Raw genomic sequence first — 19827 nt, 5'->3', positions numbered from 1 at the left:
CCGGGCGCCATCACCGCAAGCCGTTTGCGATGGGTATAATGCGCGGCTTTCATCCAGCGCCGCCGGGCAAAAAGCCCACAGGCGACCCCCGTATTCACAAATGTCAGGTGGTTTACATGGACAGCATCAACAGCCGTATCGCCGAGGAACTGGGCGTACGCCCGCAGCAGGTCGAGGCGGCCGTGAGCCTGTTGGACGAAGGCTCGACCGTGCCCTTCATCGCCCGCTACCGCAAGGAAGTGACCGGTAGCCTTGACGACACTCAGTTGCGCCACCTGGAAGAGCGCCTGCGCTACCTGCGCGAACTCGACGAGCGCCGCGCCAGCATCCTTTCCAGCATCGAGGAACAGGGCAAGCTGACCCCGGAACTGGCCCGCGAGATCAAGCTGGCCGACACCAAGACCCGCCTCGAAGACCTTTACCTGCCCTACAAGCAGAAACGCCGCACCAAGGGCCAGATCGCCCTGGAAGCCGGCCTCGGCGAACTGGCCGATGGCCTGTTCAACGACCCGACCCTGGCCCCGGAAAGCGAAGCCGCACGCTTCGTCAACGTCGAAAAGGGCGTAGCCGACGTCAAGGCCGCGCTGGAAGGCGCCAAATACATCCTGATGGAGCGCTTTGCCGAAGACGCCGCCCTGCTCGACAAGCTGCGCAGCTATCTCAAGCAGGAAGCCGTGCTCAGCGCCCGCGTCGTGGCTGGCAAGGAAGAGGAAGGCGCCAAGTTCCGCGACTACTTCGCTCATGACGAGCTGCTGCGTACTGCGCCATCGCACCGTGCCCTGGCGATCTTCCGCGGGCGCAACGAAGGCGTGTTGAGCGTCTCGCTGAAGGTCGGCGAAGAACTGCCCGGCACCCTGCACCCATGCGAACTGATGATCGGCAACCACGTCGGCATCGAAAACCGCAGCCGACCCGCCGACAAGTGGCTGGGAGAAGTGGTGCGCTGGACCTGGAAGGTCAAGCTGTACACCCACCTGGAGACCGACCTGTTCGGCGAGCTGCGTGACAATGCCGAAGGCGAGGCGATCAACGTGTTCGCCCACAACCTGCACGATCTGCTGCTGGCCGCCCCGGCCGGTCCGCGCGCCACCCTGGGCTTCGACCCAGGCCTGCGCACCGGCTGCAAGATCGCCGTGGTCGACGCAACCGGCAAACTGCTGGACCACACCACGGTCTACCCGCACGCGCCGAAGAACGACTGGGACCGCACCATTTCCATCATGGCCGCACTGTGCGCCAAACACTCGGTGGAGCTGATCGCCATCGGCAACGGCACCGCCAGCCGCGAAAGCGACAAGCTGGTGGCCGAGCTGGTCAAGAAATATCCAGCCCTCAAAATCACCAAGATCATGGTCTCCGAAGCCGGTGCTTCGGTGTACTCGGCATCGGAACTGGCCGCCCGCGAGTTCCCGGACCTGGACGTGTCGATCCGCGGCGCCGTGTCGATCGCCCGTCGCCTGCAGGATCCGCTTGCCGAACTGGTGAAGATCGATCCGAAATCCATCGGTGTCGGCCAGTACCAGCACGACGTGTCCCAGCTGAAACTGGCACGTGGCCTGGACGCGGTGGTCGAGGACTGTGTGAACGCCGTGGGCGTGGACGTGAACACCGCTTCGGTGGCGCTGCTGACGCGCATCTCCGGCCTCAATGCCACGCTGGCACAGAACATCGTCGCCCACCGCGATGCCAATGGTCCGTTTGCCACCCGTGCAGCGCTGAAAAAGGTCAGCCGCCTGGGTGAGAAAACCTTCGAGCAGGCCGCCGGCTTCCTGCGTGTGATGAACGGCGACAACCCACTGGACGCCTCTGCGGTGCACCCTGAGGCTTACCCGCTGGTGCAGCGCATTGCTGCCGATACCGACCGCGACATCCGCTCGCTGATTGGTGACAGCAGCTTCCTCAAGCGCCTGGACCCGAAAAAGTTCACCGACGAAACCTTCGGCCTGCCAACTGTCACCGACATCCTGCAAGAGCTGGACAAGCCCGGCCGCGACCCGCGTCCGGAGTTCAAGACCGCCACCTTCCAGGACGGCGTCGAAGACCTCAAGGACCTGGAACCGGGCATGATCCTCGAAGGCGTGGTGACAAACGTTACCAACTTCGGTGCCTTCGTCGACATCGGCGTGCACCAGGATGGCCTGGTGCATATCTCGGCGCTGTCGGAGAAGTTCGTCAAAGACCCGCGTGAAGCGGTCAAGGCCGGCGATGTGGTCAAGGTCAAGGTCATGGAAGTGGACATCCCGCGCAAACGCGTCGGCCTGTCCATGCGCATGAGCGACACCCCGGGCGAGAAGGTCGAAGGCAACCGCGGTGGTAACCGCGGCAATGGTGGCAGCCGCCAGCAGCAGGCACCGCGCCAGCGTGAAACCGCCACGGCTGCGCCGGCCAACAACGCCATGGCCTCGCTGTTCGCCAACGCCAAGCAATTGAAGAAGAAGTAATGGACGTACCACGCGAATACGTCGAAAGCGCCTTCAGCCAACTGCTGGGCTGCCGCCTGCAACACCTGGACACAGGTGTTGCCGAGGTAGCCCTGGCGCTGGAGCCCCAGTTGCGCAACCGTGGCCAGAAGCTGCACGGCGGGGCGATCTTCAGCCTGGTGGATATCGCCATGGGCCTGGCCTGCTCGGCCAGCCATGGCTTTGACCAGCAAAGCGTCACCATCGAGTGCAAGATCAACTACATGCGTGCCGTCAGCGACGGCGAAGTGCTGTGCACCGCCCGCGTGCTGCACGCCGGGCGGCGCACCCTGGTGGTCGACGCCGACGTAGTTCAGGGCGACAAGCTGGTGGCCAAAGCGCAAGGAACCTTCGCGGTTCTCTAGCTCACCAAGCAGTATCTGCGGTATTTTCAGCAGTGCGCTGGCACTGCTGGAACCGCGTAAACCAGGCGACAACGCCAGTTCCTTTCTTCCTACCCTTGTAGACCGTTATCTCTACCCCCATATTGGGGCGACTGACGCGTGAAGGAATACATCTTGAGCGAACTCCTCAACCGCCGCCTGAGCCTGCTCGGCGCCAATCTCCCCCTGCTCAAGCAGTGCCTGCACGGTATTGAGCGCGAATGCCTGCGCGTGACCGATGAAGGTCGCCTGGCCCAGACCCCGCACCCGGAAGCACTGGGATCGGCGCTGACCAACGAGCAGATCACCACCGACTATTCCGAGTCGCTGCTGGAGTTCATCACCCCGGCCCTGGCCGATCCGGCCAAGGTGCTCGAAAGCCTCGAAGAGACCCACCGTTTCGTCTACAGCAAGCTGGGCGACGAATACCTGTGGAGCCCGTCGATGCCGTGCACGCTGCCGGCCGAGGAGGACATCCCGATCGCCGAGTACGGCAGCTCGAATATCGGCAAGCTCAAACACGTCTACCGCAAGGGCCTGGCCCTGCGTTACGGCCGCACCATGCAGTGCATCGCCGGTATTCATTACAACTTCTCGCTGCCCGAAGCGCTTTGGCCACTGCTGCGCGAAGCCGAAGGCAGTACGGAAAATGACCGCGACTACCAGTCGTCGGCCTACATCGCGCTGATTCGTAACTTCCGCCGCTACAGCTGGCTGCTGATGTACCTGTTCGGCGCCTCGCCGGCCCTGGACAAAGGCTTCCTGCGTGGCCGCCCGCACCAGCTCGAAGAGCTGGATGCCGAAACCCTGTTCCTGCCTTATGCCACCAGCCTGCGCATGAGCGACCTGGGTTACCAGAGCAACGCCCAGGCCGGCCTGACGCCCTGCTACAACAACCTGGCCAGCTACACCGACAGCCTGCGCAAGGCCGTTGGCACGCCCTACCCGCCTTACGTTGAAATCGGCACGCATGTGGATGGCGAGTGGGTTCAGCTGAACACCAACATTCTGCAGATCGAAAACGAGTACTACTCGAACATCCGCCCCAAGCGCGTCACCTACACCGGCGAGCGGCCGATCCAGGCCCTGACCTCGCGGGGCGTGCAGTATGTGGAAGTACGTTGCCTGGACATCAACCCGTTCCTGCCGGTCGGTATCGACCTGACCGAGGCGCGCTTCCTCGACGCATTCCTGCTGTTCTGCGCCTTGGAAGACAGCCCGCAACTGGACAACGGTGAGTGCGGCCAGTGCACCAGCAACTTCCTGACCGTGGTCAAGGAAGGTCGTCGTCCGGGCCTGGAGTTGCACCGCAATGGCCAGCCGATCAGCCTGAAAGACTGGGCCAGCGAGCTGATCGAGCGTATCCGCAAATTGGCCAATCTGCTCGACCAGGCGCAAGGTTCTGATGAGCACGCCAAGGCCCTGGATGCGCAGCAGGCCAAGGTCGACGACACCTCGCTGACCCCGTCGGCCCAGGTGCTGGCACGCATGACCGAGCATGACGAGAGTTTCGTCCAGTTCTCGCTGCGCCAGAGCCGTGTGCACGCCAAGACTTTCCGCGAGCAACCGCTGAGCAACGAAAAGCAGCAAGCATTCGAGACGCTGGCCCGAGAGTCGCTCGCCAGGCAGTCCGAGCTGGAGCGAGACGAAGTCGGTGATTTCGACCTGTTCGTCGGCGCCTACCAGGCCAGCATCCTGGCAATCAGCAGCTGATGAACCGCACCACCACCCCGCGCAAACCGCGCGCCAGCAGCCAGGCCAGGATCGAGGCGATCCTGGCGGCTGCGCGTGAGCTGTTGGCCGAGCAAGGGGTGGCAGCACTGTCTATCTACAGCGTGGCCGAGCGGGCGCAGATTCCGCCTTCGTCGGTGTATCACTTTTTCGCCAGCGTGCCGGCCTTGCTGGAGGCACTTACTGCAGATGTGCACCGGGCGTTTCGCGAAGCCCTGAGCGCACCGATCGACAGCAGCGCGCTCAGCACCTGGCACGAACTGTCACGGCTGATCGAACAACGCATGCTTGATATCTATAACGAGGATGCAGCAGCGCGGCAGTTGATCCTGGCGCAGCATGGCCTGAGCGAGGTGGTGCAGGCCGACCGGCAGCACGACATGGAACTGGGCGACTTGATGCACACGTTGTTCGACCAGCATTTTCACCTGCCGGTGATGCCACTGGATGTGGACGTGTTTGCCTTGGCCATGGAATTGAGCGACCGGGTGTATGCGCGGTCGGTGCAGTTGCACGAGGCGATCACCCTGCGCATGGCCGAGGAAGGCAAGCGGGTGTTCGAAGCGTATCTGGGGTTGTACCTGCCGCCGTTTCTGGCCAAGCGTTCCCGCTGAATCATGGGGCCGCGTTGCGCGCCCTTCGCGGGTGAACCCGCTCCTACACTCCCCGCGTTAACCCTGAGGTTTGCTGGTGCGCGGTCGACGTAGGAGCGGGTTCACCCGCGAAGGGCTGCAAAGCAGCCCCAATATCGACCCGCCGCATCACAGCTTGGCGATAGACACTTCAGTCGACTTCACAAAGGCAATCACTTCACTGCCCACCTGCAACTCCAGCTCACGCACGGAACGGGTGGTAATCACCGAAGTGACGATACCCGAAGCCGTCTGCACGTCGATTTCCGACAGTACCGGGCCTTCGAGGATTTCTTTCACAGTACCTTTGAACTGGTTGCGAACATTGATGGCTTTGATAGTCATGGTTTGCTTCCTTTTGGCTTTTGGGATTCAGTGCGCCCAGCGCAGTTGCGTGGGCAGAGGGGCTACAGGATCCGGCTCGGGCGCAGTGCCCGGGGTGGACAGAACACGGTTGAGCACTTCGCTTTCCAGCGCGGCCAGACGGTGCGAACCACGCGCCCGGGGCCGTGCCAGGTCAACAGTGAGGTCGAGCCCGACCTCGCCGTCCTCAATCAGGATCACCCGGTCAGCCACGGCAACCGCCTCGCTGACGTCGTGGGTCACCAGCAGCACAGTGAAGCCGTGCTGACGCCACAGGCGTTCGATCAGTTGCTGCATCTCGATGCGGGTCAATGCATCCAGCGCCCCCAGTGGCTCGTCCAGCAGCAGCAGGCGGGGCTGGTGAATCAAGGCTCGGGCCAAAGCCACGCGCTGCTTCTGGCCTCCCGAGAGCGCTGCCGGCCATTCGTTGGCGCGGTCGGCCAGGCCAACCGCATCCAAGGCCTCCAGTGCACGCTGTCGCCAGTCACCAGACAGCCCAAGGCCAACGTTGTCGATCACCTTTTTCCACGGCAGCAGCCGCGCGTCCTGGAACATCAGGCGGGTTTCTTCACGGGCCTCTTCCAGCGGCGCGGCACCAGCCAGTAGTTGCCCGGCGGTGGGCTGGTCCAGCCCGGCCAGCAGCCGCAGCAAAGTGCTCTTGCCGCAGCCGCTGCGGCCGACGATGGCCACGAACTGGCCGGCCGGAATGTGCAGGTCGATACCCTTCAGAACTTCGCGTTGACCAAAAGTCTTGCGCAGGCCCTTGGAGGCCAGCGGGGTGCCACGCAGCAGGCGTGGCGGCTGTTCCTTGAGCACGGTCATGCGCCCTCCTTCCTGGCAACTTGATAGGCCGGGTGCCAGCGCAACCACACGCGCTCCAGGCCCCGGGCCGCAAGGTCGGCAAGCTTGCCGAGTACGGCATACAGGACGATGGCCAGCACTACCACGTCGGTTTGAAGAAATTCGCGAGCATTCATTGCCAGGTAACCGATGCCAGCGTTGGCCGAAATGGTTTCGGCAACAATCAGCGTCAGCCACATGAAGCCCAGGGCGAAACGCACACCCACCAGGATCGAAGGCAGCGCCCCCGGCAGGATCACCTGGCGGAACAGGCCGAAGCCGGACAAGCCGTAACTGCGCGCCATTTCCACCAACGCTGGGTCAACGTTGCGAATGCCGTGGTAGGTGTTCAGGTAGATCGGGAACAACGTGCCCAGCGCGACCAGAAAGATCTTTGCCGACTCGTCGATACCGAACCACAGAATCACCAGCGGTATGAGCGCAAGGTGCGGCACGTTGCGGATCATCTGTACCGAGCTGTCGAGCAGGCGTTCACCCCAATTCGACAAGCCGGTGATGAAGCCCAGTACCAGGCCGATGCTGCCGCCGATGACAAAGCCCAGGCCTGCACGCCAGCCGCTGATGGCCAGGTGGGTCCAGATTTCGCCGCTGCGCACCAGTTCGACGCCCGCGCTTACCACTGCGCTAGGTGCCGGCAGGATACGCGTCGACAGCCAGCCAGCGCTGACGGCCAGTTGCCATATGGCCAACAGCAGCACCGGCAGCGCCCACGGCGCCAGGCGCTGGGTCAGGTTCGAAGAAGTTGCACGACTCATGGCCAGGCCCTCAGCTCTGCGACACAGATTTGGGCAGGATGTCGTTGGCCACCATTTCGCCGAACGGGCTTACATAACCACCGGTTTTCGGCTGCTCTGGGCGCTGCACATCAAGGTGCGGGAACAGCAGCTCCGCCACGCGGTAAGACTCTTCCAGGTGTGGATAACCCGAGAAGATGAAGGTATCGATACCCAAGTCGGCATATTCCTTAACCCGTGCTGCCACGGTGGGGCCATCGCCCACCAGTGCGGTGCCCGCCCCGCCACGTACCAGGCCAACACCTGCCCACAGGTTGGGGCTGACCTCCAGGTTGTCGCGGTTGCCGCCGTGCAGGGCAGCCATGCGTTGCTGGCCCACCGAATCGAAACGCGCCAGCGAGGCCTGGGCGCGGGAGATGGTGTCATCGTCCAGGTGCGAGATCAGGCGCTCGGCAGCGGCCCAAGCCTCTTCGTTGGTTTCCCGCACGATCACGTGCAGGCGGATACCGAAGCGTACTTCGCGCCCTTGAGCAGCCGCTTTTTCGCGCACCTGTGCGATCTTCTCGGCAACGGCTGCCGGTGGCTCGCCCCAGGTCAGGTACAGCTCGACCTGTTCGGCCGCCAGGTCCTGAGCGGCCTCGGAGGAGCCGCCGAAATACAGCGGTGGGCGTGGTTGCTGAATCGGCGGGTAGAGCAGCTTGGCGCCCTTTACCTGGATGTGCTTACCGTCGTAATCGACGTTTTCGCCTTCCAGCACCTTGCGCCAGATACGGGTGAACTCGACCGAAGCTTCGTAGCGCTCCTGGTGGTTCAGGTGCAGGCCATCACCCGCCAGCTCGTCCGGATCACCACCGGTCACCAGGTTGAATAGCGCACGGCCATTGGACAAGCGATCGAGGGTGGCCGCCTGGCGTGCTGCCACGGTCGGTGAAATGATGCCCGGACGCAGGGCTACAAGGAACTTCAGGCGCTGGGTCACGGGGATCAGCGACGCGGCCACCAGCCAGGAGTCCTCGCAGGAACGCCCGGTCGGGATCAGCACCCCACCAAAACCAAGGCGGTCGGCGGCCTGCGCGATCTGCTGCAGGTAACCGTGGTCGACCGCACGTGCGCCTTCGGAAGTGCCCAGGTACTTGCCGTCACCGTGGGTTGGGAGGAACCAGAAAATGTTAAGGCTCATTGGAGTCGTCTCCTCAAGGGTGGCTCTAGCCGGAGCGGCGCCCCGGCACTGGCAGTCAATCAAGGCGCGCTAGCGACTTTGGCAGGGGGTGTCCAGATCACGTCCTTGATGCTCAGCGGCTTGGGAATAAGCTTCAGCGCCTGGAACGTGTCGGCGATCTTCTGCTGCGCGGCCACCACGTCCGGGGTCAGCGGCGCAGCGCCGTAGCCTTGGCGTTTGACAGAGGTCAGGGTGATGCCGGCAGGCAGGCCGAGCAGCGGGGCAACCTGGTCGGTCACCTCTTGCGGGTTGGCCTGGGACCATTCACCCACGGCGCGCACTTCCTCGATCACGGTGTTGATCACCGCTGGGTGCTGTGTCGCATAGTTGCGGGTGGCGAGGTAGAACTGGTGGTTGTCGACCAGGCCCTTGCCGTCACGCAGGGTGCGCGCTTGCAGCTGCTGCTCGGCGGCGGCCTGGTAAGGGTCCCAGATCACCCAGGCATCCACGCTGCCGCGCTCGAAGGCGGCGCGGGCGTCGGCTGGCGGCAGGTAGACAGGCTGGATGTCGCTGTACTTGAGGCCGGCGTCTTCCAGGGCGCGGACCAGCAGGTAGTGCACGTTGGAGCCTTTGTTGAGGACGACCTTTTTACCCTTGAGGTCCTTCACCGACTGGATCGGCGAGCCCTTGGGCACCAGGATCGCTTCGCTGTGCGGCGCTGGCGGCTCGTAGGCCACGTAGAGCAGGTCGGCGCCAGCGGCCTGAGCGAACACAGGAGGCGTCTCGCCGGTTACGCCGAAATCGATGGAGCCGACGTTCAGCCCTTCAAGCAGCTGCGGGCCGCCGGGGAATTCGGTCCATTGCACCTGTACTCCCTGCTCGGCCAGGCGCTTCTCCAGCGTGCCCTTGGCCTTGAGCAGCACCAAGGTGCCGTATTTCTGGTAACCGATACGCAGGCTCTCGGCCTGGGCTTGGGTAATGGCGCCGAAGGACACAGCCGCCGCAAACAGGGCGACCAGACCACGACGCAAGAAGACTGTGCGCATGGCGCTCTCCTGTGCGAATGGGGTTCGGGTTGCACCTGCTTGCCTCGTTAACGGGCGAGTAAGGTGGTGAAGCGGGTAATGCCGTTCAGATGCTCCAGCGAGCGCTGATCAGACGTTCGTTCAGTACGCCAGGGGCCACGGGGCGCGGCCGACGGGCCAGGGCGACGTGGAAGGTTTCCAGCGAGTCGTGCAGGCGTTCTTCCAGCGCCTGTACCAACTGCGCGGGCTTTGTACCTTCTGCGTAAGCCACCTGGCTGTCGTCGGCAAAGATCCCTTGCAGGGTCTCTTGTGCCTTGAGTGCCGACAGCACCGGCTTCAATGCGTAATCCACCGCCAGCATGTGGGCGATGCTGCCGCCAGTGGCGATGGGCAACACGATCTTGTGGGCCAGGGCGCGCTCGGGCAGCAGGTCAAGCAAGGTTTTCAGGGCACCGGAAAACGAAGCCTTGTACACCGGGGTGGAGACGATCAGGCCATCAGCCTGGGCCACCAGCTGCTGAAAGTGTTGCACATGCGGGCTGTCGAAACGGGCATGCAGCAGGTCTTCGGCGGGAAAGTCACGCACTTGGAATGTCACCACTTCAACGCCGCGATCCTGCAGCCACTGGCGCGAACGCTCGAGCAGCACGCCGGAGCGTGAACGGAGACTTGGGCTACCACCGATTGAGACGACCAGCATTGCTGCGCTTCCTTGTGTTCTGTTGGAGGAGACATTAACAGCTGCTACATATATCTAGAAATCATATTTTTTCATTTGTTTATTCCATTATTGTCTTTACCCATAAAGCCCTCCTCGCGGGCGCGCCCGCTCCCACAGTTTTTTACAGGCATAAAAAAGGGCCGTCGAAACGGCCCGAAAATCCCTGCTTGGCTAAGAGCAATGCAACGAGGAATCCATTAACGATTGGGTTGAGGGGTCAGGCGCAGATAGGGTTTGACCGCCCGGTAACCTTTGGGGAAGCGCTGCTTGATCTCCTCCTCGTCTTTGAGCGAAGGCACGATCACCACTTCATCGCCGTCCTGCCAGTTACCCGGTGTGGCGACCTTGTGGTTGTCGGTCAGCTGCAGCGAGTCGATCACCCGCAGAATTTCGTTGAAGTTGCGCCCGGTACTGGCCGGGTAGGTAATGGTCAGGCGCACCTTTTTATTCGGGTCGATGATGAACAGCGAGCGCACGGTCAGGGTGTCGCTGGCGTTCGGGTGGATCAGGTCGTAAAGGTCGGACACTTTGCGGTCAGCGTCAGCAATGATCGGGAAGTTGACCACGGTATTCTGTGTTTCGTTGATGTCATCGATCCACTTGTGATGCGAGTCGACCGGGTCCACCGACAGGGCGATGGCCTTGACCCCGCGCTTGGCAAACTCGTCCTTCAGCTTGGCGGTCAGGCCCAACTCGGTGGTGCACACCGGGGTGAAGTCGGCCGGGTGGGAGAACAACACCCCCCAGCTGTTGCCCAGCCACTCGTGGAAGCGGATCTTGCCTTCGCTGGAATCCTGTTCGAAATCGGGGGCGATATCGCCGAGTTTGAGGCTCATGGGCTGCGGCTCCTGGGCTGGGTTCTGTACCGTATGGGCTCAATGTGCCTGCATTCAGTTAAAAATAAAAAGAATAAATAACGATTTATTTATAACCATAACGCATACGAATTAGCAGGCACAAAAAAGCCTCGCACTAGGCGAGGCTTTCTTTGTGGCTACGACTTACAGGAAGCTGTAAGTGTAGTTCACGATGAAGCGAGCCTGATCCTGGTCGGCACTGCTCTCGCCGGCACCACGGTACACGCCTTGGCGCAGGCTGAAGCCCAAGCCTTTTAGGGCACCTTCCTGGAGGGTGTAGTCGATGCGCGCATCGCGTTCCCATTCATTGTAGGTACCGCTGCCCGACTTGTTGCGGATATCGTCACCACGCAGGTAAGCAACCGATGCCTTCAGGCCTGGCACACCCAGCGCCGCGAAGTCATAGGAGTACTGACCGAAGGTGGTGTTTTCACCAGCACGGGCGAACTGGTTGATCATGCTGTCGGTGAACAGGTAGAAGCTGGAGCCGCCAGCACCTTCCGAGGTGCCGCTGTCGTTGCTCAGGCTGCCCTGGTTCAACCATACGAAGCCACCGTCGTCACCCACTTGCTGGTGACCGAGCATCAGCGCGTGGCCACCCAAGGTATAGGTGAACATGGCGGACCAGGTCTTGTTGTCGATCTCGCCGGTGTTTTTGGCGTAGCCACCGTTGTTGTTGAAGTTGTAAGCGCTGTCGTTGCCATTCTTGCCGTCGCTGCTGCTGTCGAAGTAGCGCAGGTCGGTCTTGAACGACTGGTCGTCAGCGATCTTGAACACGTGGGTCGCGCCCAGGAAGTGCTGCTTGTAGAAGTCTTCCAGGTTCGAGTAGTAGTACTGCAGGGTCAGGTCTGGAGTGAGCTTGTAGTCCAGGCCACCATAGCGGAACTTGTTGCTCTCGGCATTGGAACCGGCGACAGACAGACCGGTACGGTTGCTCGAAGCACGGCCCATGGCGTGGGTCAGCTGACCCGCGTTGATGGTCAGGTTGTCGATTTCCTTCGACTGGATGGTGCCACCCTCGAAGGTTTGTGGCAGCAGACGACCATCGTTGGAAACCAGGATCGGCAGGTTCGGTGCGAGCGCGCTACCGAAATGCGCTTCGGTCTTGGAGAAGCGCGCCTTGGCATTGGCACCGAAACGAGCCCACTGGGCTGCAGAACCTTTGCCGTCATCCGGGAAGAAGCCGGACTTGTGGTAACCCTCGCCACCATCCAGGTGAATACCCCACAGCGCTTGGGCATCAACACCAAAGCCTACGGTGCCTTGGGTAAAGCCCGAGATGTAGTCGAGCTTGAAGCCCTGGCCCGACTCACGCTGATCCGGGCGCTCCGCACCCGGTTTTGCGTGATCTTCACGGTTGTCGCCGTTGTAGTACATGGTGCGCGAGCTGAGCGACAGTTTGCTGTCCTCAACGAAACCGGCAGCGCCTGCTTGTTGGGCGAGAACCCCCAGTGCCACGGCCAGAGCCAGGCTGGACTTGTACATGTTTTGCTCCTCTACGTTCTAATTTTTGTGTATCTCTGGCGGAGGGGTCTGATGCCCCGCTCACCGGGATGGGCGATTTAGTCCCAAAGCGTGACTATTAAGTCAATCGTTTCTAAACGTTTCGCGACTTTGGTCTAAGACGCCACCTGCGCTACAGGATAATGACAATCCTATAAATCCAAAATGACTGTTTTATGAATTTGTAAGACTTTTAAGGAATATATTAGGAACCTTTACTGCAATTCGTTGTAGCTACGACTCGTTTAATAACCTTTGGTTATTTGCAAACGTTTGCTCATAACCTAATGCCAAATCGTTCTATCGGGCCTAGAACGCCTCGCACGCCTCTCTGATTTCGCCACGGGTCATGGCGCACTCACCCCTTGTTCGCCTGCGAAACGCCTGGCTTTAAAGCGTTTGGCTCCTAAGCTAATGCAAAAAAGTTATTTATTTTAATTTTCTTAGATCATTTAGCCTTCTCGTCATCCAACCCGACTTGCCTGACGAGAGGTTCAACCATGATCCCGCACGCTCCGCTGCGCCTGTTCGCCGCCCTGACCCTCGCCAGCACCAGCTGGTTGGCCCAGGCAGCCGACCTGACAGTGGCCTACCAGACCACTGTCGACCCGGCCAAAGTGGCACAGGTCGATGGCGACTACGAAAAAGCCAGCAAGGCCAGCATCGACTGGCGCAAATTTGATAACGGCGCAGACGTGATCACTGCCGTGGCCAGCGGCGACGTGCAGATCGGCTACCTGGGCTCCAGCCCGCTGGCCGCTGCCGCCACCCGCAAGCTGCCGGTTGAAACCTTCCTCATCGCCACCCAGATTGGCGCGGGTGAAGCGTTGGTGGCCCGTGACAGCATCAAGTCGCCGCAAGACCTGATCGGCAAGAAGGTCGCCGTCCCGTTCGTGTCCACCGGGCATTACAGCCTGCTTGCCGCACTGAAAAGCTGGAATATCGACCCTTCCAAGGTACAGATTCTCAACCTGGCGCCGCCAGCCATCATTGCCGCCTGGAAGCGCGGCGACATCGATGCGACCTACGTGTGGGACCCGGCCCTGGGCGTGGCCAAGGAAAACGGCAAGGTCCTGATCACCTCCGGTGAGCTGGCACAGAAAGGCGCGCCTACCTTCGATGCCTGGATCGTGCGCAAGGACTTCGCCGAGAAACACCCTGATGTGGTCAAGGCCTTTGCCAAAGTCACCCTCGATGCCTACGCCGACTACCGCAAGGACCCGAAAGCCTGGCTGGCCGACAAGGGCAACGTAGACAAGCTGGTGAAGCTGTCCGGTGCCAAGGCCAGCGACATCCCGGTGCTGCTGGAGGGCAACGTCTACCCGCTGGCCGCTGACCAGGCCAACGCCCTGGGCGCGCCGACCACCCAAGCGCTGACGGACACCGCCAACTTCCTCAAGCAGCAAGGCAAAGTCGAAGCAGTGCTGCCGGACTACTCGCCGTACGTCAGCGCCAAGTTCCTTCCAAACTGATCCGGAGCCCGTCATGGCCTTGCTCGAGCTGGAGCGCATCAGCGCACAGTACCCAGGCGCCAGCACCCCGGTGCTGGCCGACATCAACCTGAGCCTGGGACCACGCCAACTGCTGGTGGCCCTGGGGCCTTCCGGCAGTGGCAAGACCTCACTGCTCAACCTGATCGCCGGCTTCGTCGCCCCCAGTGGCGGTCACATCACCCTCGATGGTGTGCCGGTGCAGGGCCCCGGTGCAGAACGCGGCGTGGTGTTCCAGGACGATGCCCTGCTGCCATGGCAGAACGTGCTGGGCAACGTCGCCTTCGGCCTTGAACTGGCCGGCGTACCCCGCGCCCAGCGTGAGGCCAAGGCCCGCGAAATGCTCACCCTGGTCGACCTCGATGGCTTCGGCGAACGGCGTATCTGGCAATTGTCCGGTGGCCAGAAGCAGCGCGTGGGCCTTGCCCGGGCGCTGGCGGCTGACCCTCGGGTACTGCTGATGGATGAACCGTTCGGTGCCCTCGATGCCTTCACCCGGGAGCAGATGCAAGAGCTGCTATTGCAAGTTTGGCAACGCACCGCCAAGCCGGTGTTCCTGATTACCCACGACATCGAAGAAGCGGTGTTCCTCGCCAGCGAACTGGTACTGCTGGCGCCCAACCCGGGACGCGTAGTGGAACGCCTGCAGCTGAACTTCGGCCAGCGCTATGCCGCTGGCGAATCGGCCCGGGCCATCAAGTCCGATCCAGCCTTCATCGAAACCCGCGAGCATGTGCTGGCGCGGGTGTTTTCCCAACGCCAAAGCCTGCAGGAGCGCGCATGAGCAGCCTGGACCTGCCGGTCGCCGGCAAACACAACACCCAAACCCGGCCAGCCGCCATGCTACGCCGCCCACTGTCCACCCGCTGGATCAGCACCCTGACCTTGGCCAGCCTGCTACTGGTCTGGTGGCTGGTGACGGCTGCCGGTTGGGTAGAGCCCCTGTTCCTGCCCTCGCCCGGTGACATCCTGGCCAAGGCATGGACCTTGCTGACCCAAGGCTACATGGATGCCAGCCTGTGGCAGCACCTGGGCGCAAGCCTGGGCCGCATCGGCCTGGCGCTGGTGGCTGCGACCCTGACCGCAATACCAGTCGGCATCGCTATCGGCTACAACCGCGTAGCCCGCGGCATTCTCGACCCGCTGATCGAGTTCTACCGGCCCATCCCGCCGCTGGCCTACCTGCCGCTGATCGTCATCTGGTGCGGTATCGGCGAGTTGTCGAAAGTGCTGCTGATCTACCTGGCAATCTTCGCCCCCATTGCCATTGCCACAGCCACCGGTGTGCGCACGGTAGATCCGGCCAAGCTGCGCGCGGCGCAGTCGCTGGGCGCAACCAAGGCCCAACTGATCCGCCACGTCATTTTGCCCAGTGCATTGCCTGACATCCTTACCGGCATCCGCATTGGCCTGGGGGTCGGCTGGTCGACCCTGGTGGCCGCTGAACTGATCGCCGCCACCAGCGGCCTGGGCTTCATGGTGCAATCGGCGGCGCAGTTTCTGGTCACCGACGTGGTGGTGCTGGGCATCCTGCTGATCGCCCTGATCGCCTTCGCTCTGGAAATGAGCCTGCGTGCCCTGCAACGCAAGCTGGTGCCCTGGCATGGGCAGATTCACTGAATTCCATTGTCCACGCCAGCACACTGGCGCCCGATTGAAGAGACCGACATGAGCCTGACCATCACTCCCCTAAGCCCAGCACTCGGCGCCCAGATCAGCGGCGTGGACATCAGCCGCGATATCAGCGCAGAAGAGCGCGATGCCATCGAACAGGCACTGCTCCAGCACCAGGTGCTGTTCCTCCGTGACCAGCCGATCAACCCGGAACAGCAGGCGCGCTTTGCCGCCCGCTTCGGCGACCTGCACATCCACCCGATTTACCCCAACGTGCCGGACACCCCGCAGGTGCTGGTGCTCGACACGGCGGTTACCGATGTGCGCGACAACGCCGTGTGGCACACCGACGTGACCTTTTTGCCGACCCCGGCACTGGGCGCGGTACTCAGCGCCAAGCAATTGCCTGCTTACGGTGGCGATACCCTTTGGGCCAGCGGCATTGCGGCCTTCGAGGCTTTGTCGGCGCCGCTGCGTGCAATGCTGGACGGGCTGACCGCTACCCACGACTTCACCAAGTCGTTCCCGCTGGAGCGCTTTGGCACCACGCCGCAAGACCTGGCGCGCTGGGAGGCCACCCGGCGCAACAACCCACCGCTGTCGCACCCGGTGGTGCGCACGCATCCGGTGAGCGGGCGCAAGGCGTTGTTCGTCAATGAAGGGTTCACTACACGCATCAATGAACTGAGCGAACTGGAAAGCGATGCGCTGCTGAGGCTGCTGTTCGCCCATGCGACGCGACCGGAGTTCAGCATTCGCTGGCGTTGGCAGGAGAATGACGTCGCGTTCTGGGACAACCGCGTGACCCAGCATTTTGCGGTGGATGATTACCGGCCGAACCGGCGGGTGATGCACCGGGCGACCATCCTTGGGGATGCACCCTACTAGCGGTTGCCTGTCCTGGGCTCTTCGCGGGCTTGCCTGCGAAGAGCCCAGGACAGGAGAGCTTGGTCAGCGCACCAGGTGCAGGTACTGCATGTGCCGCTCGTACTGGTCGAGGATGTCGTTGATGATCTGCTCCTTGCTGTAGCCCACCAGGTCATAGTTCTGGCTGCCTTCGCTCAGGTGCACCTCCGCCCGGTAATAGCGGCGGTTCTTCAACTCCTGCGTACCCAGCCCCCCCAAGGCGAACGATGGTGTGAAATAGCCACGCATCTGCACTTGGTAAATGAACGGCTGTTCCTCGCCATGGCCAATCTTCAGGCTGACGTTGTCATGGCTAGGGTCGTCCTGGGTAATCAGTACCAGGCCTTTCTGCTCGAACACTTCACGCACATCGGCAATCGCCGGGCGCACCACATCATCCATGAAACGGTACACCTCATCACGTGACGGGAAGTGCACCGCCTGGCTCAGGCGCTGGCGCCAGCCGCCACGGCCGCGACGTGACTGGGCGAACGGGGCCAGCGAGTGCATCTGCGCGATCTGCCGCTGCGACTCCAGGTAGAACGCCTTGTGCAGCCCCCACATCATGCACAGCAGAATGAGCGAGAACGGCAGCGACGTCAGCACCACTGCCGACTTCAGCGAATCAATGCTGCCAGCGAACAACAGCGCACTGGTGATCAGTGCAGTCATCGCCCCCCAAAAGATACGCAGCCAGTTCGGCCCATCTTCATCAGCGTCACCGCCCTTGGCCGACAAGGTCGACAGCACCACGGTGCCCGAGTCGGCCGAGGTGACGAAGAACACGAAGCTGATGAACACCGTGGTGGCGATGACTGCCTTGCTCCAGGGGTAGGTTTCCAGCAGCAGGTACAGGCTCATCGACGGGTTGTCCAGCGCCGACTGGCCCAGTGCGGTCATGCCGTGGTTGATCACCTGGTCCAGGGCGCTATTGCCGAAGATCGACATCCACGCCAGGGTGAAGCCCAGCGGAATCAGCAGCACGCCAAAGACGAACTCGCGGATGGTACGGCCACGGGAGATGCGGGCGATGAACAGGCCCACGAACGGCGCCCAGGCAATCCACCAGGCCCAGTAGAACACGGTCCAGCCGCCCAGCCAGCCGCGGTTTTCACCATAGGCATACACGTCGAAGCTCTTGCGCGGCAACGCACCCAGGTAGTCGCCCAGGTTCTGGATCAGCGTGTTGAACAGGTGCTGGGTAGGCCCGGCGAACAGCACGAACAGCAGCAGCGCACAGGCCAGGAACAGGTTGATGTCGCTCATCACCCGCACCCCCTTCTCCACCCCGGCCACGGCTACGGCCACAGCCGCGCCCATCATCAGGGTGATGAGGATCACCTGCACCCACTGGCTGTGGCTGATGCCGAACAGGTAGTCCAGACCGGCGTTCAGATGCAGCACCCCAAAGCCCATGTCGGCGCCCAGGCCGAACACCGTGGCGATGATGCCGAAGCCATCCACCGCATAACCGATCGGGCCGTTGATGCGCTTGCCAATCAGCGGGTACAGCGCCGAACGCAGGGCCAGCGGCAGGTTATGCCGGTAGGCGAAATAGGCCAATGCCATGCCGACGAAGGCGAACACCCCCCAGCCATGCAGGCCCCAGTGCAGGAACAGGATCTGCATCGCCTGGCGCCCGGCCTCGACCGTGCCGGCTTCGCCTTGGGGCGGTTGCAGCATGTGGGTCAGCGGTTCGGAGACACAGAAGAAGAACAGCGTGATGCTGATGCCGGCGGCGAACAGCATGCCGGCCCACGACAGGTAGCTGAACTCGGGTTCGTCGTGGTCGGCACCGAGTTTGATCTTGCCGTAGCCAGACAAGGCGGTGACCACCACGAAGACCAGGTACAGCGTCATCGCCAGCATGTAGTACCAGCCGACCGTGTTGGCCGCCCAGTTCTGCGCCGCCAGCAACCAGTCACCTGCGGCTTGCGGGTTGGAGATGACTACCAGGCCAAAGATGAGGATGAAACTCGCCGCAAAGTAGAACACCGGGGGGTTCATGCGGATTTTGCCGTTGGCAGCGGAAGGGTTCGGTGCACTCATAGGGCGTGCACCTCGTCGAATGACGTGAGGTTCGGAATGAACGGGTTCAGCAAAGGAATCCTCCTGTTGAACACCGGCAGCGGACCAGCGTTTTTCATTGAACAAGCGTTCAAGTTAAACATGGATCGGATTTCAATGCGAATTGGGGCGCCGATTGGTGTCGTCCTGTTCCGGCCTCTTGCGGGTAAACCCGCACCTACATCTGGTACGTCCGTGGTAGGCGCGGGCTTGCCCGCGAAGAGGCCAGCAAGGCAATCGCAATGGGGGATCAGTTCTTGTCCTGGCAATCCAGCTGCAGGTTGGCCTGAGTAATGTTGCTTTCAGCCGGCACACTGCGCGTCAGCCACACATTACCGCCAATGGTCGAACCCTTACCGATGGTAATACGCCCCAGCACCGTGGCCCCGGCATAGATCACCACATCGTCCTCGACGATCGGGTGGCGTGGCAGGCCTTTATGCAGCGTACCCGACTCATCGCTGGGGAAACGCTTGGCGCCCAGGGTCACCGCCTGGTAGATGCGCACGCGCTCGCCGATGATCGCGGTTTCACCAATGACCACACCCGTACCATGATCGATGAAGAAGCTCGGGCCGATCTGCGCCCCCGGGTGAATGTCGATACCGGTGGCCGAATGCGCCAGCTCCGAACTGATCCGCGCCAGCAGCGGCAGCCCAGCCTTGTACAGGTGGTGTGCCAGCCGGTGATGGATGATCGCCAGGATGCCCGGGTAGCACAGCAGCACTTCATCGACGCTGCGCGCTGCCGGGTCGCCGTGGTAGGCGGCCAGCACATCGGTGTCGAGCAGAACGCGCAGTTCCGGTAGCGCAGCTGCAAAGCCCTGGATCAGGCTCAGCGCACGGGCGTCGACGCCCGCCAGCTCAGCCTTGCTTTGCCGTGCCGCGTAACGAAGTTCAAGACGAGCCTGGGCCAGCAAGGCGGTCAGCGCGGCATCCAGGGTATGGCCGACGTAGAAGTCTTCACTTTCTTCGCGCAGGTCGACTGGCCCCAGGCGCATGGGGAACAGCGCCCCGCACAGTTGCTCCAGAATCTGTCGCATCGCTTCACGCGACGGCAGCTCGCGCCCGCCCTGCTCGCCAATACTGCGGCCATTACGGGTGCGCCATTGCTCACGGGCCCCGCGCAGGCCAGTGACAATGCTCTGCAACTGCCAATGCGCGGATGAAGGTTGTTCGCTCACGGTGTTCTCCTGCCGTATAGGCCATCTGATTTTGTTGCCAGGCCCGCGAAAAGGCCGAACCTGCCTGCTGCAATCCACTTTACGGCAAATCTGAGGCTTGGAAAAAACAACGCTTTATTCCATCCTGCACTAAGTCAGG

General features: G+C 62.1%; 18 protein-coding genes. 8 read left to right on the top strand and 10 right to left on the bottom strand.

Going from position 1 to position 19827, the window contains the following annotated elements; all coding sequences use genetic code 11:
- The first annotated feature begins 116 nt into the window (after positions 1-116).
- The 4 genes from KW568_RS01045 (at position 117) to KW568_RS01030 (ending at position 5187) form a co-directional block, all read left to right on the top strand.
- A complete protein-coding gene (locus KW568_RS01045; RefSeq protein ID WP_004576371.1) occupies positions 117-2441 on the top strand; it encodes a Tex family protein in 2325 nt (774 codons plus the stop codon).
- On the top strand, positions 2441-2824 hold the full coding sequence (locus KW568_RS01040; RefSeq protein WP_003255824.1) for a PaaI family thioesterase: 384 nt from the start codon (positions 2441-2443) through the stop codon (positions 2822-2824). Before KW568_RS01045 ends, KW568_RS01040 begins: the two co-directional genes overlap by 1 nt.
- A gap of 153 nt (positions 2825-2977) precedes the next feature.
- Entirely contained in the window at positions 2978-4555 is a 1578-nt protein-coding gene (gene gshA, locus KW568_RS01035) for a glutamate--cysteine ligase (protein ID WP_004576372.1), read from the top strand.
- Entirely contained in the window at positions 4555-5187 is a 633-nt protein-coding gene (locus KW568_RS01030; protein WP_004576373.1) for a TetR/AcrR family transcriptional regulator, read from the top strand. The genes gshA and KW568_RS01030 overlap by 1 nt, the downstream gene beginning before the upstream one ends.
- Before the next feature lie 147 nt (positions 5188-5334).
- Here KW568_RS01030 and KW568_RS01025 read toward each other — a convergent pair whose 3' ends face one another.
- The 8 genes from KW568_RS01025 to KW568_RS00990 all read right to left on the bottom strand — a co-directional run bounded on the left by KW568_RS01025 (position 5335) and on the right by KW568_RS00990 (position 12410).
- A complete protein-coding gene (locus KW568_RS01025) occupies positions 5335-5550 on the bottom strand; it encodes a molybdopterin-binding protein (protein ID WP_003255829.1) in 216 nt (71 codons plus the stop codon).
- Positions 5551-5577: 27 nt separating this feature from the next.
- Positions 5578-6390 (bottom strand): aliphatic sulfonates ABC transporter ATP-binding protein, encoded by an 813-nt coding sequence (gene ssuB / locus KW568_RS01020; RefSeq protein ID WP_003255830.1) that lies wholly within the window; start codon positions 6388-6390, stop codon positions 5578-5580.
- A complete protein-coding gene (ssuC, locus tag KW568_RS01015) occupies positions 6387-7184 on the bottom strand; it encodes an aliphatic sulfonate ABC transporter permease SsuC (RefSeq protein ID WP_003255831.1) in 798 nt (265 codons plus the stop codon). The genes ssuB and ssuC overlap by 4 nt, the downstream gene beginning before the upstream one ends.
- A gap of 10 nt (positions 7185-7194) precedes the next feature.
- On the bottom strand, positions 7195-8343 hold the full coding sequence (ssuD, locus tag KW568_RS01010) for an FMNH2-dependent alkanesulfonate monooxygenase (RefSeq protein ID WP_004576374.1): 1149 nt from the start codon (positions 8341-8343) through the stop codon (positions 7195-7197).
- Between the two features lie 59 nt (positions 8344-8402).
- On the bottom strand, positions 8403-9368 hold the full coding sequence (locus tag KW568_RS01005) for a sulfonate ABC transporter substrate-binding protein (protein WP_004576375.1): 966 nt from the start codon (positions 9366-9368) through the stop codon (positions 8403-8405).
- A gap of 85 nt (positions 9369-9453) precedes the next feature.
- A complete protein-coding gene (gene ssuE, locus KW568_RS01000; protein ID WP_003255835.1) occupies positions 9454-10047 on the bottom strand; it encodes an NADPH-dependent FMN reductase in 594 nt (197 codons plus the stop codon).
- A gap of 218 nt (positions 10048-10265) precedes the next feature.
- Positions 10266-10904: a peroxiredoxin gene (locus tag KW568_RS00995; RefSeq protein WP_003255836.1), complete on the bottom strand. Its 639-nt coding sequence runs from the start codon at positions 10902-10904 to the stop codon at positions 10266-10268.
- A 165-nt stretch (positions 10905-11069) separates the two neighbouring features.
- A complete protein-coding gene (locus KW568_RS00990; RefSeq protein ID WP_003255838.1) occupies positions 11070-12410 on the bottom strand; it encodes an OprD family porin in 1341 nt (446 codons plus the stop codon).
- Positions 12411-12928: 518 nt separating this feature from the next.
- Between KW568_RS00990 and tauA the strand changes: the two genes are divergently transcribed.
- Genes tauA through tauD form a run of 4 tightly spaced genes read left to right on the top strand, consistent with a single transcriptional unit; the run spans position 12929 to position 16420 of the window.
- A complete protein-coding gene (gene tauA / locus KW568_RS00985; protein ID WP_003255840.1) occupies positions 12929-13900 on the top strand; it encodes a taurine ABC transporter substrate-binding protein in 972 nt (323 codons plus the stop codon).
- 13 nt (positions 13901-13913) lie between these two features.
- On the top strand, positions 13914-14702 hold the full coding sequence (tauB, locus tag KW568_RS00980) for a taurine ABC transporter ATP-binding subunit (RefSeq protein WP_010951613.1): 789 nt from the start codon (positions 13914-13916) through the stop codon (positions 14700-14702).
- Positions 14699-15538 carry a taurine ABC transporter permease TauC gene (gene tauC / locus KW568_RS00975; protein WP_004576376.1) on the top strand — a complete coding sequence of 280 codons (840 nt, stop codon included), beginning with the start codon at positions 14699-14701 and terminating at the stop codon, positions 15536-15538. The genes tauB and tauC overlap by 4 nt, the downstream gene beginning before the upstream one ends.
- 48 nt (positions 15539-15586) lie before the next feature.
- Entirely contained in the window at positions 15587-16420 is an 834-nt protein-coding gene (gene tauD, locus KW568_RS00970) for a taurine dioxygenase (RefSeq protein WP_004576377.1), read from the top strand.
- A 63-nt stretch (positions 16421-16483) separates the two neighbouring features.
- Here tauD and betT read toward each other — a convergent pair whose 3' ends face one another.
- Positions 16484-18487: a choline transporter BetT gene (gene betT / locus KW568_RS00965; protein WP_003255844.1), complete on the bottom strand. Its 2004-nt coding sequence runs from the start codon at positions 18485-18487 to the stop codon at positions 16484-16486.
- A 268-nt stretch (positions 18488-18755) separates the two neighbouring features.
- Positions 18756-19688, bottom strand: coding sequence for a serine O-acetyltransferase EpsC (epsC, locus tag KW568_RS00960; RefSeq protein ID WP_003255846.1), 933 nt, complete (start codon positions 19686-19688; stop codon positions 18756-18758).
- Positions 19689-19827 lie beyond the last annotated feature (139 nt).

The sequence above is a fragment of the Pseudomonas sp. HD6515 genome (assembly GCF_024971855.1).
In the GTDB taxonomy this organism is placed as follows: domain Bacteria; phylum Pseudomonadota; class Gammaproteobacteria; order Pseudomonadales; family Pseudomonadaceae; genus Aquipseudomonas; species Aquipseudomonas alloputida.
The sequence above is the reverse complement of the archived record's forward strand: the minus strand, read 5'-3'. Positions and strand labels throughout refer to the sequence as shown.

Coding starts and splice junctions, on each gene's coding strand:
- KW568_RS01045 (WP_004576371.1), top strand. CDS start 117: ATGGACAGCATCAACAGCCGTATCGCCGAGGAACTGGGCGTACGCCCG.
- KW568_RS01040 (WP_003255824.1), top strand. CDS start 2,441: ATGGACGTACCACGCGAATACGTCGAAAGCGCCTTCAGCCAACTGCTG.
- KW568_RS01030 (WP_004576373.1), top strand. CDS start 4,555: ATGAACCGCACCACCACCCCGCGCAAACCGCGCGCCAGCAGCCAGGCC.
- KW568_RS01025 (WP_003255829.1), bottom strand. CDS start 5,550: ATGACTATCAAAGCCATCAATGTTCGCAACCAGTTCAAAGGTACTGTG.
- ssuB (WP_003255830.1), bottom strand. CDS start 6,390: ATGACCGTGCTCAAGGAACAGCCGCCACGCCTGCTGCGTGGCACCCCG.
- ssuC (WP_003255831.1), bottom strand. CDS start 7,184: ATGAGTCGTGCAACTTCTTCGAACCTGACCCAGCGCCTGGCGCCGTGG.
- ssuD (WP_004576374.1), bottom strand. CDS start 8,343: ATGAGCCTTAACATTTTCTGGTTCCTCCCAACCCACGGTGACGGCAAG.
- KW568_RS01005 (WP_004576375.1), bottom strand. CDS start 9,368: ATGCGCACAGTCTTCTTGCGTCGTGGTCTGGTCGCCCTGTTTGCGGCG.
- ssuE (WP_003255835.1), bottom strand. CDS start 10,047: ATGCTGGTCGTCTCAATCGGTGGTAGCCCAAGTCTCCGTTCACGCTCC.
- KW568_RS00995 (WP_003255836.1), bottom strand. CDS start 10,904: ATGAGCCTCAAACTCGGCGATATCGCCCCCGATTTCGAACAGGATTCC.
- KW568_RS00990 (WP_003255838.1), bottom strand. CDS start 12,410: ATGTACAAGTCCAGCCTGGCTCTGGCCGTGGCACTGGGGGTTCTCGCC.
- tauA (WP_003255840.1), top strand. CDS start 12,929: ATGATCCCGCACGCTCCGCTGCGCCTGTTCGCCGCCCTGACCCTCGCC.
- tauB (WP_010951613.1), top strand. CDS start 13,914: ATGGCCTTGCTCGAGCTGGAGCGCATCAGCGCACAGTACCCAGGCGCC.
- tauC (WP_004576376.1), top strand. CDS start 14,699: ATGAGCAGCCTGGACCTGCCGGTCGCCGGCAAACACAACACCCAAACC.
- tauD (WP_004576377.1), top strand. CDS start 15,587: ATGAGCCTGACCATCACTCCCCTAAGCCCAGCACTCGGCGCCCAGATC.
- betT (WP_003255844.1), bottom strand. CDS start 18,487: ATGAGTGCACCGAACCCTTCCGCTGCCAACGGCAAAATCCGCATGAAC.